Origin of the sequence: Streptomyces sp. NPDC098101, from assembly GCF_044760185.1 — a bacterium.
Taxonomy (GTDB): domain Bacteria; phylum Actinomycetota; class Actinomycetes; order Streptomycetales; family Streptomycetaceae; genus Streptomyces.
This window is the reverse complement of the sequence record NZ_JBIWAS010000002.1, coordinates 334337-349180: the sequence shown is the minus strand read 5'-3', so window position 1 is coordinate 349180 and position 14844 is coordinate 334337. Positions and strand designations below refer to the sequence as shown.

Sequence of the window (14844 nt, the reverse complement as noted above, 5' to 3'; positions counted from 1 at the left end):
AAGGCCCCCGACATGCCCCGGTCCCGGTCCTCGCGGCCCGACCAGCCTTCCGGGTCCGGCAGGACCTCCCGTACCGTCGCGCCCTGGGTGCGGACCCGGCTGCGGACCGCGCCCTGGGCCGCCGCGTCGCTCGCGCTCCTCGTGCTGGTCACCGCCTACCTCGCGGCGGCGCTGCCGCGCGCCGTCGACCGGTACGAGACGGAGGGCCTCCGGCACGACATCGCGTCCGCCGCGCCCCGCGACAGCGTCCTCGAAGTGACCGCGCCGCTGGCCATCGGCACCCCGGCCCAGTACAAGGGCGTCCTGGCCCCCGCCGCCCTCCGGAAGCGGAGCGACGCGCTGCGGGCCCTGCTGCCCGACCCGATCAAGACCGACCCGGCGCAGGGCGTCCACGGCGTCCGTACCGTCAGCCGGGTCGAGGGGCTCGACCCCTGGCTGCCCCGGCCCGACGGGCTCTCCCCGGAGTTCGTGCTCTCCTCCCCGTCCGACCTGACCCGGCACGCGACGCTCCGGCAGGGCCGGCCCGCCGGGGGCGACCTCCTCCGCCCGGAGGCGGTGGTGACCTCGAAGACCGCCGCGTCCCTGCGTCTGGAGCCCGGTTCGGTCGTGCACGTGCCGAGCCGGAGCGGCGGCGAGCGGGTGGCGGTCACGATCACCGGCATCGTCGAGCCGCGCGGCCCCGAGACCGCCTACTGGTCGGTGGAGCCGCTGCTGCGGACCCCCGCGCTCGCCCCGCTGGTCGAGGACGAGGTGAAGTACTACTGGCAGGCGGCCCTGCTCCTCTCCCCCGCCTCGGCGGCCTCGATGGTCGGCACCGCCGGCGAGCAGGAGGCCTTCTTCCGGTTCGTGCCCACGTCCGGGCACCTCACCGGGCGGGACACCGACCGGCTCTCCGCCGCCCTCGCCTCCGCGGGCGGCGGCCCCGACCTGGTCAAGCTGCGCAAGGCCATGGGCGGCGTCGGCGCCCTCACCACCGGTCTCGACGAGATCGTCGACTCGTACCGCTCGACCCGCGACGCCATCGGCCCGGTCGTGGCCGTCGGCGTCTTCGGGATCGGCGCGATCACCGCCGTCGTCCTCGCCATGACCGGCGGTCTCTTCGTCGCCCGCCGCGACGGCGAACTGGCGCTGCTGCGCTCCCGGGGCGCCTCCCTCACCGGCATCGGTCTGCGGCTGCTCGGCGAGACCTCGGCGGTCGCCGTGCCCGCCGCCGCGCTCGCCCTGGGCCTCGCGGTCGTGACGGTCCGCCCGCCCGGCGGGCCGGGGGCAGCCGCCGGGATCCCCCTCGCCCCCTCCCTGCTCGCCGCCTCCGTCGTCGCCCTGGCCGCGATGCTCGTCCTGCCGCTGCGGGCGGTCGTGCTCCACCGGCGCCCCCGGCTGCACGGCGGCCGCGACGACCTGCTGACCGCGCGCCCCTCCCGGCGCCGCACGGTCCTCGAACTCACCCTGCTCGTCCTGGCCGTGGGCGCGGTCGTCTCGCTGCGGCTGCGCGGCGCGGGCGACTCCGGCGACCACCTGGTGAGCGCCGCCCCCGTGCTGGTCGGCCTGATCGCCGCCACGGTGCTCGTACGGGTCTATCCGCTGCCGCTGCGGTGGCTGGGCCGCCCGGCCCTCCGGCTGCGCGGGGTGGTCGGCCCGCTGGCCCTGGCCCGCGCCGGGCGCGCGTCCTCGACGGGCACGCTCCCGCTGCTCGCGCTCGTCCTCGCGCTGACCACGGCCGCCTTCGGCGGTTCCGTCCTCGCCGGCGTCGCCGACGCCCGCGACCGGGCCGCGCTCCTGGCGACCGGCGCGGACGCCCGGATCGACGGCGCGGTCGAGTGGACCCCGCTGCCGGCGGGCCTCGACCGGGCCGTGTGGGGCACGGCGGGGGTGCGGGACCTGGCGCCGGTGCAGATCGAGTACGGGGTGGAGCTGCCGTCCCACGAGGGCACCTCCGCCAAGGCGATGAGCGCGCCGCTCGTGGGCGTCGACCCCGCCTCGTACACCCGGCTTGCGAAGCGGACCGGCTTCGGCGCGTTCCCGGCGGAGCTGCTCGCCCCGACGGGGAAGGGCGGGGCGGGCGCCGTGGCCGACACCGGGCGGGTGCTGCCCGCGATCGCCTCGCCGTCGGTGGCCGAGCGGCTCGGCCGCGAGCCGCTGGAGGTCGTGGCGGCGGCCGGGACGTTCCGGGTGGAGGTGGTCGGCGTCCGGTCGGCCACCCCGGCGCTGCCCGGGGAGGACTTCCTCCTCGTCAACGGCGCCGACCTCACCCGCCGGGCGGCCACCGCCCTGCTCGTCACGGGGCCGGTGGACGGGGCGGCGCTGCGGAGCGCCGTCGAGGAGAGGTCGAAGGCCCTCGCGGTGACGCTGCGGTCCGAGGAGCGGGCCACCTATGTGGACTCGCCGCTCCAGTCGGGAGCCGAGCGGATCTACCTGGGCGCGATCGGCGCGGGCGCCGGTTACGCCGTGGTGGCCGTGCTGCTCTCCCTCGCACAGAGCGCGCCGGAGCGGAACGCGCTGCTCGCCCGGCTGCGGACGATGGGCCTGACCAGGAAGCAGGGGCGGCGGCTGCTCGGTCTCGAAGCGCTGCCGCAGGCGGTCCTCGCGGCGCTCGGCGGCGCGCTCGCGGGCTGGGCGACGGTGCCGCTGCTCGCGCCGGGCATCGACCTGTTCCGGCTGGCGCTCGCGACGGCCCCGGGGCTCGCCCGGCTCGACGGCGCCCCGCTGCGGGCGGACCCGTGGTCGCTGCTCGTCCCCGCGCTCGCCGTCGTGCTCCTGACGGCGCTCGCGGCGGCCGGGCAGGCCTGGTGGGCGGGGCGCAGGGGCTCGATCAAGGAACTCAGGGCAGGAGACGCACGATGACGGAGACCGGGATCCGGGCCGGGGCGGGGACGGGGGCGGGAGCGGGGTCCACGAGCCTCGAAGAGCTGGAGCGGCGGGCGACGGCGCGGCGCGACCGGCCCTCGTACGGGCACGACGCGCTCATCGCCTGCGACCGGCTGGTCCGCATCTTCACCACGGACGGGGTGGAGGTGCAGGCGCTCCAGGGCCTCGACCTCCTCGTGAAGGAGGGCGAGCTGATGGCCCTGGTCGGCGCGTCGGGCTCCGGCAAGTCGACGCTGATGAACATCCTGGCGGGCCTGGACGTGCCGACCGCGGGCGCGGCCCGGGTCGGGGGGTGCGACCTGCTCGCGATGGACGGGAAGGCGCGGCTGCGCTACCGGCGCGAGGTCGTCGGCTTCGTCTGGCAGCAGACCGCCCGCAACCTGTTCCCCTATCTGACGGCCGCCCAGAACGTGGCGCTGCCGATGCAGTTGCGGGGCCGGTCGAAGGCGCGGCAGAAGGCGGAGCGGGCGGAGGAGCTGCTCGCGATGCTGGGCATCGCGGAGATCCGCGACCGGCGGCCGCACCAGCTCTCCGGCGGCCAGCAGCAGCGGGTGGCCATCGCGGTGGCACTGGCCAACGATCCGGCCGTGCTCCTCGCCGACGAGCCGACGGGCGAGCTGGACTCGGCCACCGGCGAGCAGGTCTTCGCGGCCTTCCGCCGTGCCAACGAGGAGCTGGGCACGACGATCGTGATCGTCACCCACGACCAGGCCGTCGCCTCCGAGGTGCGCCGCACGGTCGCCATCCGCGACGGCCGGACCTCCTCGGAGGTGCTGCGCCGCACGGAGGTCGACGACCAGGGCCAGGAGTCGCTCGTGGCCCGGGAGTACGCGATGCTCGACCGCGCGGGCCGGCTCCAGCTCCCGGCGGAGTACACCAAGGCGCTCGGCATGGAGCACCGGGTGGCGCTGGAGCTGGAGCAGGACCACATCGGGGTCTGGCCGGACGACGCGGACCGCTGAGAAGCCCTCCGGGGGTGCCGGGGTCAGCGCCCCGGGGCCACCGGCAGCGCCATCGGTACGGTACGGAGGGCGACGGAGCCGTACGGCGTGCGCAGCCGCAGCCACGGGCCCGAGGCGAACAGCGCGACCGGGCCCTCCTCCGTCCCGGCGGGCGGCAGGAAGCCGAGGGACTGGGCGGCGTGGACGGCCCGCAGGGGCAGTCCGGTGCCGCCGAGGGTCCTGGACCAGATCTCGCGGCCGATCCGCTCGCGCTCGGTCCGGGTGCGCCGCTCCTCGGGCAGTTCCTCGTCCCGCGCGCGGAACTCGGCGACGGCCGCCGCGACCGCGCCCCGCATCTCGGCGGCGCCGGGGAGCCCCTCGACCGGCCGCCAGCCGGAGCGCGGCGGCAGCACGCCCGCCCAGGGCGGCCCGGTCACGGCGCCGGGGACGGCCGCCTTGCCCGCCGTCTCCTCAATGCCGTCGAGGAGTTCGCCGGCGGAGACGGTGACGTCGAGGTCCACGGCGTCGACGAGCCGGGCCGTGCGGATCGCGAGCACCTCGAACGACGGCGGCCGTCCGAAGACGGCCAGCGCCCCGCCGCCCGCCTGGAGGCGGACGGCGGCGGCCCGGTCGTAGTGCACGAGCCGGGTGAGGAAGGCGGCGAGGGCCGCCGCCTCCCGGGCGTCGGCGAAGTGCAGCGGCGCGAGGACGGTCATGCGGCGGCGGTCATCCCGTCGTCCACGTACTCCTCCAGGAAGGCGCGCTCCTCGGCGCTGATCCGCCGGGGCCGCTGCGCCTCCAGGTCGAAGGGCACGACGACCGTGGACGCCCGTACGTAGACGGTGTCGGGGTCCTTGATCTCGTACGCGATCGTCAGCGACGCCGCGCCTATCTTCGTGACCCACGACTCGACGGTCACCGGCTCGTGCCGGTGGACCAGCGGCCGCACGTAGTCGATCTCGTGCCGGGCCACGACGGACCCGCCGGAGAACGAGGGGGAGCCGTTCCCCGGCGCCAGGCGGAACATGAAGTCGATCCGCGCCTCTTCCAGGTACCGCAGGAAGACGACGTTGTTGACGTGCCCGAAGGCGTCCATGTCCGACCAGCGCAGGGGGCAGCTGTAGATGTGCCTCGCCATGGGTCCGTCAGCCCCGGGTCAGCTTCTTGTGGGTGGCGCGGTGCGGACGGGTCGCGTCCGGGCCGAGCCGCTCGACCTTGTTCTTCTCGTACGACTCGAAGTTGCCCTCGAACCAGAACCACTTGGAGTCGCCCTCGTACGCCAGGATGTGCGTGGCGACCCGGTCGAGGAACCAGCGGTCGTGGGAGACGACCACGGCGCAGCCGGGGAAGTCGAGGAGCGCGTTCTCCAGGGAGGACAGGGTCTCGACGTCGAGGTCGTTGGTGGGCTCGTCGAGGAGCAGCAGGTTGCCGCCCTGCTTGAGGGTGAGCGCGAGGTTGAGGCGGTTGCGCTCGCCGCCGGAGAGCACGCCGGCCGGCTTCTGCTGGTCCGGGCCCTTGAAGCCGAACGCGGAGACGTAGGCGCGGGACGGCATCTCGACCTGGCCGACGTTGATGTAGTCGAGCTCGTCGGAGACGACGGCCCACAGCGTCTTCTTCGGGTCGATGTTGGAGCGGCCCTGGTCGACGTAGGAGATCTTGACGGTCTCGCCGACGCGGATGTCTCCGGAGTCGGGCTTCTCGAAGCCCTGGATCATCTTGAAGAGCGTGGTCTTGCCGGCGCCGTTCGGGCCGATGATGCCGACGATGCCGTTGCGCGGCAGGGTGAAGCTGAGGTCGTCGATGAGGACCTTGTCGCCGAAGGCCTTGGAGAGGTTGTTGACCTCGACGACGACGGAGCCCAGGCGCGGGCCCGGCGGGATCTGGATCTCCTCGAAGTCCAGCTTCCGCATCTTGTCGGCCTCGGCGGCCATCTCCTCGTAGCGGGCGAGGCGGGCCTTGGACTTGGCCTGGCGGCCCTTGGCGTTGGAGCGGACCCACTCCAGCTCTTCCTTGAGGCGCTTCTGGCGCTTCTCGTCCTTGCGGCCCTCGACCTTGAGGCGCTCGGCCTTCTTCTCCAGGTAGGTCGAGTAGTTGCCCTCGTAGGGGTGGGCGCGGCCGCGGTCGAGCTCCAGGATCCACTCGGCGACGTTGTCGAGGAAGTACCGGTCGTGGGTGATGGCCACGACGGTGCCCTTGTACTGGGCCAGGTGCTGCTCCAGCCAGTTCACGGACTCGGCGTCGAGGTGGTTGGTGGGCTCGTCGAGCAGCAGGAGGTCGGGGGCCTCCAGGAGCAGCTTGCAGAGCGCGACGCGGCGCTTCTCGCCACCGGAGAGGTTGCCGACGGGCCAGTCGCCGGGCGGGCAGCCCAGGGCGTCCATGGCCTGCTCCAGCTGGGCGTCGAGGTCCCACGCGTTGGCGTGGTCCAGGTCGTCCTGGAGCTTGCCCATCTCCTCCATGAGCTCGTCGGTGTAGTTCGTCGCCATCTCCTCGGCGATCGCGTTGAACCGGTTGAGCTTGCCCTTGACCTCGGCGACGCCGTCCTCGACGTTCTCCAGGACGGTCTTGGACTCGTCGAGCTTCGGCTCCTGCATGAGGATGCCGACGGAGTATCCGGGCGACAGGAAGGCATCGCCGTTGGAGGGCTGCTCCAGGCCGGCCATGATCTTCAGCACGGTGGACTTACCGGCGCCGTTCGGGCCGACCACACCGATCTTCGCACCGGGCAGGAAGCTCAGCGTCACGTCATCGAGGATGACCTTGTCGCCGTGCGCCTTGCGCGTCTTGCGCATGGTGTAGATGTACTCAGCCAAGAGAAACCGTCCGGCAAAGAGTGAGTGGGCAGATACACCCCATCTTGCCTGACCGCCACCCCCTGGCGGAAACCGGTAAGCCCGGCGGGCGGGTGCGCGGGGGCGCGGATCCGGTGCGGCGGGGCCGGTGCGGGGCCCTCGCGGGGCCGGTCCGGGGCCGGGGACGGGATCGGGGCGGGGGCTTTCGGGGGCCGGGCGCGGTCCCGGACGTGCGGCTCGGACGTGCGGCCCGGACGCGCGACGACCCCGGACGCGGGTGCGGTCCGGGGTCGTGCGGGGTTCACGGGGAGGGCGTCGTGTGACGCACCTCACTCCGCGGGTGGTGCTTCGGGCCGGGGCCGGGCGCGAGGCCCGGCACCCGTACCTCGGCTCAGTGGCCGGTGGCCTTCTTCTTGCGGAGGAAGAACACCGCGCCGCCGCCGATCACGACGAGCGCGGCGGCGATGCCGGCGATCATCGGGGTGGCGTTGGAGCTGCCGGTCTCGGCGAGGTCGCCGCCGCCGGTGGTGCCGGTGGTGCCGCCCGTGGTGTCGCCACCGGTGGTGCCGCCGGTGGTGGTGTCACCGGTGGTGCCGTCCGTGGTGGACGGGGAGGGAGAGGCCGGGGTGGAGGGCTCCGTGGTGGGGGTGGTCTCGGAAGGCGTCGGGCCGGGGGTGGCCGTCTCGCAGTCCAGGACGCCCTCGAAGGTCTGCTCGAAGCCGTTCGGGCCGGTGATGGTGAAGTTGTACGCCTCGTCCTCGGCGAGCTTGACCGAGATGGTCTTGGTCTCGCCACCGGCGACGGTGTAGGAGGTGCCCTTCAGGTCGAAGGTCCAGTCCTCGTCGCCCTCGTTGGAGGCGATGACCTCCAGGCCGCCCTTGGCGCAGTCCTTGGCGACCGTGACGGCCGGGACGGCACCCTTCTTGGCCCAGGTGGCGGCGGCCTTGGCGGTCACGGTGGACTCGCTGGAGCCGGCCAGGATCAGGGTCTGCGACGGGCCGTCGATGGAGACGAAGGCGCGGCCCAGCTGAACCTTGGTGGTGGCCTCGGCGGCCAGCTCGGCGGTGCCGTCGGCGGTGCCGGCCGGAACGTCGAGGAAGAGCTCGTCGCCGTTGGCGGCGGTGGTGACCGCGGCGCCGGTCTTGTCGACGACCTTGACGCCCTCGGGGGCGCCCGGGACGACGGAGACCTTGACGTCCTTGGCGTTGGTGTTGACCGTGACCGGGCCGAGCTTCTCGCCGGCCTTGCCCGCGACGGAGGACGGGGAGAGGCTCAGGGAGGCCTTGGGCTCCTCGAGCTTCGTCGCGTTCTCCAGCAGGTACTGGGTCAGCTTCCGGGCGTCCGCGTCCTTCGGCTTGGCCGTGACGTCGTCCGAGAGGGTCCAGATCGCGGCCTGGGTGCCGGCGGCGGCCTCGCTCTTGGAGAGGTCCACGCCGAGCTTCTCACCGAGGTCCTTGGTGGAGAGCTTCGGGTAGCCGTTCTCCAGGATCCAGAGGATCTTGCCCGCGTTGTCGTTGTTGTGGAGGGACGACTGGTCCCAGCCGACCTCCTTGTAGTCGAAGTCGTGCTTCGCCGGGGTGCGGAGGTCGATGCAGTACGTCGACAGGGCGCCGCCGCCCTCGACCTGCATGTTGAAGAGACCGCCCCGAACGGACCACGTGGAGCCGTTCTTCTCGGAGATCTCGACGCTGCCGGACTCCTCCTTGGACAGGCTGCCGAGCTTCGCCTTGACGCCACCGGCGCCCGGGGCGTCATCGGCCAGCGCCGGACCGGCCATCGCTATCGTGCCGGCGGCGACGAGCCCCGAGACGAGGGTGGCGGCGGCGAGGCGACGCGCGGTGCCCCGCCCACGAACTGAAAACATTGGATTCCCCTCCGGGCGAGCCACTCCGCGAACAGCGTTGTTCCGCGTGGGGGGAGCGCACGCCAACAGACTCACAGACTCGATGGGCTCACGTGCCACATGAGTACCCGGGAATCCTAGGGATGCGGAACCCCCCGGTGCCCGGCCATACGGTCAGATAACCATTCCGTCTCGGAATCGTTATCACGTGCGGTGAGTTGGTCGACAAATCGCCACGACGCAAGGTCAGGACGCGGTTACCAGCCGGTGTTCCGGACTCGTCCGCTCGTCCTTTCCTCCGCTTTCCTCCCGCGAAACGCCCGTTTCCTCCATCGATGCCGCCCCCGCGAGCCCTTCCACCACCGCCGTCGTCCACGGATCGTCCTCCGGGGCCGGGCCGGGCACGGGCCCGGCGGCGGAGGGCGGTTCCCGGTCCGGCAGCGCCCGGGACTCGGCCCGCGCCGCGCGCCGGAAGGCGGCCGTCCCCCGGGTCAGGTCGTGGCCCACGGCCAGCGCGTCCACGTCCACGAAGGTCTTGCGCTGCCCCTCGCGCTCGTCCTCCCGCACCTTCAACCGGCCGTGCACCACCAGCGGTTCCCCGACCGAGACCGAGGCCGCGAGATTGGCCCCCAGGGAGCGCCAGGCCGACACCGTGTAGAAGCTGGTGTTCCCGTCGGACCAGAGGCCCCGCTCCCGGTCCCAGCGGCGCGCGGTCACCGCGAACCGGAACCGGGCCACCCCGCCGGCCGCCGTCTCCCGGTACTCCACCGCCGTCGCCACGTTGCCGACGAGCGTCACGGTCGTGTCGTTCATGGTCCCGCCCCCATCCGTTCCACCGGACGCCCTTCGGCCGGGCGCCCTTTCGACCTCATGGTGGGGCGAATCCGAAAATCCCGCCGGAGCCTGTGGAAAACCCCGTAACAGTGGACAACTCCCTTACCCGGGAGGGTGAGGACGGACGGGGGAAGCGGGGCGGGCACACCCTCCCCGCCCGGGCTTCCGCCTACCTCCCCCGCGCCCCCGCGCGGGTGGCGCCCAGGCGCCTCGTACCGGAGCGGTGTCCGCCCACGACGCGGGCCGGTGCGCGGGAGCCCACCACCGTCGCGTACTGCTCGCGCACCTCCCGGTAGCGCACCAGCTCGGCCGCCACCGGGTCGAGCACCCGGGCCCGGCCGCAGGCGGCGGCCGCCTCGCGCAGACGGCGCTCGGCCTCCTGCCCGTACCGGCGCGCCGGGCCCTTCACCGCGCCCTCGCAGGCCCATTCGACGAGCGGGCCGCCCACGATCCCGGCGAGCATCACGAGGACCGGCGGGAGCAGTCCGGGCTCCACGACGCCGAGGATCTGCCCCACCAGCCAGAGCGCGCCGAAGACCTGGAGGAGTGTCATCACGACCTGGGCGAGGACGGCGGCGGGCCACCAGGCGGGCCGGGGCGGGCGGGCCGCCGGGTCGCCGAGGGAGACGGTCAGTTCGTCCAGGGCCTCGGGGAGGCCGTCCGCGCCGCGCGTCGCCGCCTCGCGGACGGCCTGCGCCCACGGGGCGGGGAGCCCGCGCGAGGCGTCGTCGGCGACGATCCGCACGGCCTGCTCCACGCGCTGGCGCGCCGTCAGCTCCTCCTCGGCCGGGGGCGTGGGGTGCGGGTCGGTGGAGCCGTGCTCGCGCTTGCGCTCGTACCAGCGGTAGAGCCGCAGCCAGGGGGTGCCGCAGGCGCGGATGGCGCCCCGGCGCCAGACCCGCTCGGCGGCCTCGCCGGCGGCCTGGGCGCCGACGGCGGCCGCGAGGCGGTCCGTGAAGGCGTCCCGGGAGCGTTCGCCGAGCCCCGCGCGCCCGTCGGCGACGTAGGCGGGGCGGAGCCTGGCGGCGGCGGCGTCGATGTCGGCGGAGAGGCGGCGCTCGGGGGCGGTCTTCTCCTGGACGAGGCGGGCGACGAGTTCGCGCAGTTCGGGGACGCCCTCGCCGGTGAGGGCGGAGAGGGCGAGGACGGTGGCGCCGGGTTCGCCGTGCTCGCCGAGGGCCACGCCGTCCTCGTCGAGGAGGCGGCGCAGGTCGTCGAGGACGAGGTCGGCGGCCTCGGTGCCGAGCCGGTCGATCTGGTTGAGGACGACGAAGGTGACCTCGGCGTGCCCGGCGAGGGGGCGGAGGTAGCGCTCGTGGAGGGCGGCGTCGGCGTACTTCTCGGGGTCGACGACCCAGATGACGGCGTCGACCAGGCCGAGGACCCGGTCGACCTGGTCGCGGTGGGCGGTGACGGCCGAGTCGTGGTCGGGCAGGTCGACGAGGACGAGGCCCTGGAGTCCGGTGTCGCCCGCGCCGCCCGCGAGGGGCCTGCGGCGCAGCCGGTTGGGGATGGCGAGCCGGTCGAGGAGTCCGGCGGCGCCCTCGGACCAGCTGAGCGCGATGGGCGCGGCGGTGGTGGGGCGGCGCAGGCCGGTCTCGGAGACGGCGACGCCGGCGAGGGCGTTGAAGAGGGTGGACTTGCCGCTTCCGGTGGGTCCGGCGAGGGCGATGACGGTGTGCCGGGAGGAGAGCCGCTGGCGGGCGGCGGCCTCGTCCAGGACGCGCCCGGCCTCGGCGAGGGCGTCGCTCTCCACGCGCGCGCGGGAGAGGCCGACGAGTTCGTGGAGGGCGTCGAGGCGGTTGCGGAGGGGGCGGCCGTAGTGTCCGCCGAAGGAACCCGGCGCGTCCTCGTCGGGACCCGCCCCGCCGCCCTCGGAGCCTCCCTCGAAGTCGCCCGTGAAGCCGCCCCGGGGCCCGTCCTGGAGGGCGGCGGCGCGTTCGCTCGCGCGACGGGCGATCAGCCCGTCGTCCCAGCGCCCGCGCTCGGGCTCACGGTCGCGCTCGGGCTCACGGTCGCGGTCCCGGTCGCTCTCGAACGCGCGGTCGTGGTCGGGGCGGGAGCCTCTCTTGCGGTCGTCTTCCAGCTGCACGTCACTTCTCCTTCTGCAGTACGGAGAGCGCGGCGATCAGCTCCGCCTGCGGCTCGGGGGTCACGTCGAGCGCGTCGAGGGGGGCGAGGCGCCGGTCGCGTTCGGCGTGCAGGACGCGGTCGACGTACGCGAGGACCAGTGCGCCGCCCTTGTCGCGCAGCCGCAGGGCGACCTGGGCGCCGAGGAGTTCGGCGAGGCGCTCGCCGGCGGGGCGGGTGCGGCGGCCGCCGAGGAGGGAGGCGGCGAGGAGGGCGGCCACGGTGTCGGCCTCGGGCAGGGCGCCGCGGGCGCCGGCGGGGCGCTCCACGGTCCGTACCTCCTCGTCGGCCAGTTCCTCGAGTTCGCGGCGCCAGCGGCGCACCTCCAGGCCGATCCGCTCGCCGGTCTCCCGGTCGGCGCAGGTCGGCACGGGGCCGAGGGCCTCGGCGGCGGGCTCGTGGCGCCAGCCGTCCCGCACCCGCTCCTCGGCGGCGGAGACCGCGCAGTGGAGGAGGGCGGCGAGGGACTCGGCGAGGGCGTCCAGGAGTTCGTCGGCGGTGCTGTCGCGGGGGTAGGCGCGCCAGCGGGTGCGGGCGTCGCCGGCGAGGACGGCGCCGCGGCTGAGCTGTTTGCGCACCCGGCCGCCCTGCTCGTGGTAGGCGGCCTCGACGACGCCGCCGAGGCGGACGGCGGCGGCGTACTGGGCGGAGACCGCGCCGGCCAGCTCGGGCAGTCGGGTGTCGAGGGAGTCGATGACGCCGAAGGCGGTCCGGTCGGCGGCCTGCTGGTGGGCGGCGGGGTCCTCGGCGCGGTGGGCGAGCCAGCCGCGGAGGGGGGCGACGGCGCTGTCGGGCAGCAGTCCGCTGCCGCCGCCGGTCGACTCGGGCAGCTCGGGGATGGTGAAGCGGGGCACGTCGCCGAGCCCGGCCCGGTCGAGCAGGGCGCCGTACTGGCGGGAGACCTCGCCGATGACCTGGTGGGGGACGCGGTCGAGGACGGTGACGAGGGTGGCGTCGTACTCCTTGGCGGTGCGGAGCAGGTGCCAGGGGACGGCGTCGGCGTACCGGGAGGCGGTGGTGACCATGACCCAGATGTCGGCGGCGCAGATCAACTCGGCGGCGAGGAGGCGGTTCTCGACGACGAGGGAGTCGATGTCGGGGGCGTCGAGCAGGGCGAGGCCCCGGGGCAGGGAGGAGGAGGTCTCGACGCGGAGGGCGTTGTCCTCGGGGGCGGGCTCGTCGACGGGGTGGTCCTCGTCGGCCTGGGGCAGCCAGACGCGGGTGAGCTGCGGGAGGACGCGCATCCCGGCGAACCAGTGGTGGTCCTCGGGGTGGCAGACGAGGACGGGGGTGCGGGTGGTGGGCCTGAGCACACCGGCCTCGCTGACGCGCCGCCCCACAAGGGAGTTGACGAGCGTGGACTTCCCGGCCCCTGTGGAGCCGCCGACGACGGCGAGGAGCGGGGCGTCGGGGTCCTTCAGCCGCGGCACCAGGTAGTCGTCGAGCTGGGCGAGCAGCTCGACCCGGTTCTGGCGGGCGCGGTCGGCGCCGGGAAGGGGGAGTGGGAGACGCACGGCGGCGACACGGTCGCGCAGGGCGGAGAGTGCGTCGATCAGCTGAGGCCGTTCGTCCAAGGTCACCACATGCGAAGAATGCCCAATTTATGAGTGTTTTTGAAGCGTATGGGGGCCCTGCGCGCCGAAGAAAAGGGCGGTGACCGGAAGACGGGGCATAACGAGTGCACAACACCCGCCCCGAGCGATGCGAAAAGCGCTGCGCGAATCGCACCTGCCTGCGATTATCGTTCCGCTTCACCGAACCTACACATCGTGCCACGCAGGTGAAGCAACCGGGCCAAGGCGATCGGAGCCCTATCCTTGTCCCGGCAGGCCACACCCCACCCACCAGGGGCTCCTGGCCACACGGCCACCACCCGGCCCCCGTAGCTCAGTGGATAGAGCAGGTGCCTTCTAAGCACTTGGCCGCAGGTTCGAGTCCTGCCGGGGGCGCTTTTCTTCGTACGGCTTTGCCGTGCGGTCCTGACCCTCCTTCGGGAGGGTCTTTTCGCTGGTCAGGGAGGATTTTCGGCCAGCGGTCGAGAAGTCTGGAAGCGGCAGTCGGCCGGCTCGGGAGGTTCGGTCGGCGGAGGGGTTCGGGGGGCGATCGGTCCGAAGGGGGCACGATGCTCGGGCTGTCCGCCGGGGCTGGATACCGGGCTCGTACGCCGCGAGGAGGCGCCGGTCCTGGCCTGGCGTCGGCTCGAACCGGTCGACGCGGCGCCGAGCCGGGGCCGGTACGGTTCCGTGGCCGCCCCAACAGCGATCTGCGGAACGTCCGTTCCCGCCGAGCCGTGCGGAACGCCGCTGCCGAAGGTGGCGCGCCGCAGGTGCGGGCCCGGCGACGGCCTCGGGCCGGACTTGTCGGCCGGGCCCGTACACGCATCTCGCCAAGCTCCCCCGGACGCCACCACCGGTTGTGCGGCGATCCGCGCGGTACGGCACCGGTCGGCCGGCCAAGGCTTCATGCGGTCGGACGGCCCTCCGGCGTCACCCCCGCCCGGCAGGGCGCAGTTCGCGGGTGAGGGCGGTGAGGGCGAAGGCGTGGGGGGAGGCGTGCTGCCAGCGGGAGCGGCCGAACATGACGTCCTCGGAGAGGCCGCTCAGCATGGCCACCGCCCGGACGACGAACTCCGGGATGTCCACGTCGGCGAAGTGCCCCAGGTCGCGGCCCTCGCGGAGGATGGCCTCCAGGCGCTCGTCCCAGCCGTCCAGCAGTTCGGTGAGGATCCGCCGGCCCGCCTCGTCGTGGCGTTGCGCCAGTACCTGGGTCCACAGCGCGTAGCGCTCGTCGCCCCGGTGGCGGGGCAGGTAGAAGCGGACGAACAGGTCCAGCTTCTCGGCGGGGGACGCCGCCCGGTCGGCGGCCTCCTGGAACCGGGCCCAGAGGTCGGTCTGGCTCCATGCAAGGACTTCGAGCAGGAGCCGGTCCTTCTTCCCGAAGTGGTAGAGGATGTGGCCGGTGCTCATGCCGGCCCGCTCGGCGATGTCCGCCATCCGCAGGGCGGCCGCGCCCTTCTCCGCGATGACGCCGACGGCGGCCCGCATGGCCCGCTCCCGTGCCTCGTCCCCGCTGGGCTGGCGCTTCCTGTCGATCGGGATCCGGGGCGCGGGCCGCGAGACGGCGCCGGCCCCGCCGTCCACCGGCCCGGCCCCGTCGTCCGTCGGCCCGACCCCACCGTCCGCCGGTCCGCCCGCGCCGTTCGGCGGCGGAAGGCGGCGGGGCGGCTCGGGCCCGGTCTCTGACATCGGCATGAACTCACTCCCGGCTCCGGAAATCCAGGCTGCCAGTCTAGATTTCGGCAACCTAGACTTTTACTCTAGTCTGAAAATCTAGACTGGAAATCTAGTGAGATCGACGGGGGCGCGACCGACCCCCGTGGCCCGTCTGTCCTCCTCCTCCTCCTCCTCCTGGGGCGCGCCGCGGCGGGGGGGGGGCGGGCGCG

General features: G+C 74.0%; 10 protein-coding genes and 1 tRNA gene. 3 read left to right on the top strand and 8 right to left on the bottom strand.

Features of this window, described 5'->3' with window-relative positions:
• Window positions 1-12 precede the first annotated feature (12 nt).
• Together ACIQVI_RS08685 and ACIQVI_RS08680 are read left to right on the top strand one after the other, a co-directional pair.
• Complete coding sequence (locus tag ACIQVI_RS08685; protein ID WP_403594488.1) at window positions 13-2841, top strand: FtsX-like permease family protein; 2829 nt, start codon at window positions 13-15, stop codon at window positions 2839-2841.
• The gene (locus ACIQVI_RS08680; protein WP_403592903.1) at window positions 2838-3827 is read left to right on the top strand and encodes an ABC transporter ATP-binding protein; all 990 of its coding nucleotides are present in this window, start codon (window positions 2838-2840) and stop codon (window positions 3825-3827) included. The genes ACIQVI_RS08685 and ACIQVI_RS08680 overlap by 4 nt, the downstream gene beginning before the upstream one ends.
• Window positions 3828-3850: 23 nt before the next feature.
• Here the strand turns inward: ACIQVI_RS08680 and ACIQVI_RS08675 are convergent, their stop codons facing one another.
• The 7 genes from ACIQVI_RS08675 to ACIQVI_RS08645 form a co-directional block, all read right to left on the bottom strand.
• Window positions 3851-4522, bottom strand: a complete 672-nt coding sequence (locus ACIQVI_RS08675; protein ID WP_403592900.1) for a hypothetical protein — start codon at window positions 4520-4522, stop codon at window positions 3851-3853.
• Window positions 4519-4944, bottom strand: coding sequence for a thioesterase family protein (locus ACIQVI_RS08670; protein ID WP_351968643.1), 426 nt, complete (start codon window positions 4942-4944; stop codon window positions 4519-4521). The genes ACIQVI_RS08675 and ACIQVI_RS08670 overlap by 4 nt, the downstream gene beginning before the upstream one ends.
• 7 nt (window positions 4945-4951) lie before the next feature.
• On the bottom strand, window positions 4952-6616 hold the full coding sequence (gene ettA, locus ACIQVI_RS08665) for an energy-dependent translational throttle protein EttA (protein ID WP_053648792.1): 1665 nt from the start codon (window positions 6614-6616) through the stop codon (window positions 4952-4954).
• 370 nt (window positions 6617-6986) lie between these two features.
• A complete protein-coding gene (locus ACIQVI_RS08660; protein WP_351968644.1) occupies window positions 6987-8459 on the bottom strand; it encodes an LAETG motif-containing sortase-dependent surface protein in 1473 nt (490 codons plus the stop codon).
• Window positions 8460-8684: 225 nt separating this feature from the next.
• The gene (locus ACIQVI_RS08655; protein WP_403592895.1) at window positions 8685-9251 is read right to left on the bottom strand and encodes a single-stranded DNA-binding protein; all 567 of its coding nucleotides are present in this window, start codon (window positions 9249-9251) and stop codon (window positions 8685-8687) included.
• A 190-nt stretch (window positions 9252-9441) separates the two neighbouring features.
• Window positions 9442-11364, bottom strand: coding sequence for a GTPase (locus ACIQVI_RS08650; RefSeq protein ID WP_403592892.1), 1923 nt, complete (start codon window positions 11362-11364; stop codon window positions 9442-9444).
• A 1-nt stretch (window position 11365) separates the two neighbouring features.
• A complete protein-coding gene (locus ACIQVI_RS08645) occupies window positions 11366-12976 on the bottom strand; it encodes a dynamin family protein (protein ID WP_351968646.1) in 1611 nt (536 codons plus the stop codon).
• A gap of 302 nt (window positions 12977-13278) precedes the next feature.
• On the opposite strand from ACIQVI_RS08645, the gene ACIQVI_RS08640 reads away from it, so the two are divergent.
• Window positions 13279-13351: transfer RNA gene (locus ACIQVI_RS08640), tRNA-Arg, on the top strand.
• Between the two features lie 537 nt (window positions 13352-13888).
• Here ACIQVI_RS08640 and ACIQVI_RS08635 read toward each other — a convergent pair.
• Complete coding sequence (locus ACIQVI_RS08635; protein WP_403592887.1) at window positions 13889-14653, bottom strand: TetR/AcrR family transcriptional regulator; 765 nt, start codon at window positions 14651-14653, stop codon at window positions 13889-13891.
• Window positions 14654-14844: the final 191 nt, after the last annotated feature.

Coding starts and splice junctions, on each gene's coding strand:
- ACIQVI_RS08685 (WP_403594488.1), top strand. CDS start 13: ATGCCCCGGTCCCGGTCCTCGCGGCCCGACCAGCCTTCCGGGTCCGGC.
- ACIQVI_RS08680 (WP_403592903.1), top strand. CDS start 2,838: ATGACGGAGACCGGGATCCGGGCCGGGGCGGGGACGGGGGCGGGAGCG.
- ACIQVI_RS08675 (WP_403592900.1), bottom strand. CDS start 4,522: ATGACCGTCCTCGCGCCGCTGCACTTCGCCGACGCCCGGGAGGCGGCG.
- ACIQVI_RS08670 (WP_351968643.1), bottom strand. CDS start 4,944: ATGGCGAGGCACATCTACAGCTGCCCCCTGCGCTGGTCGGACATGGAC.
- ACIQVI_RS08660 (WP_351968644.1), bottom strand. CDS start 8,459: ATGTTTTCAGTTCGTGGGCGGGGCACCGCGCGTCGCCTCGCCGCCGCC.
- ACIQVI_RS08655 (WP_403592895.1), bottom strand. CDS start 9,251: ATGAACGACACGACCGTGACGCTCGTCGGCAACGTGGCGACGGCGGTG.
- ACIQVI_RS08635 (WP_403592887.1), bottom strand. CDS start 14,653: ATGCCGATGTCAGAGACCGGGCCCGAGCCGCCCCGCCGCCTTCCGCCG.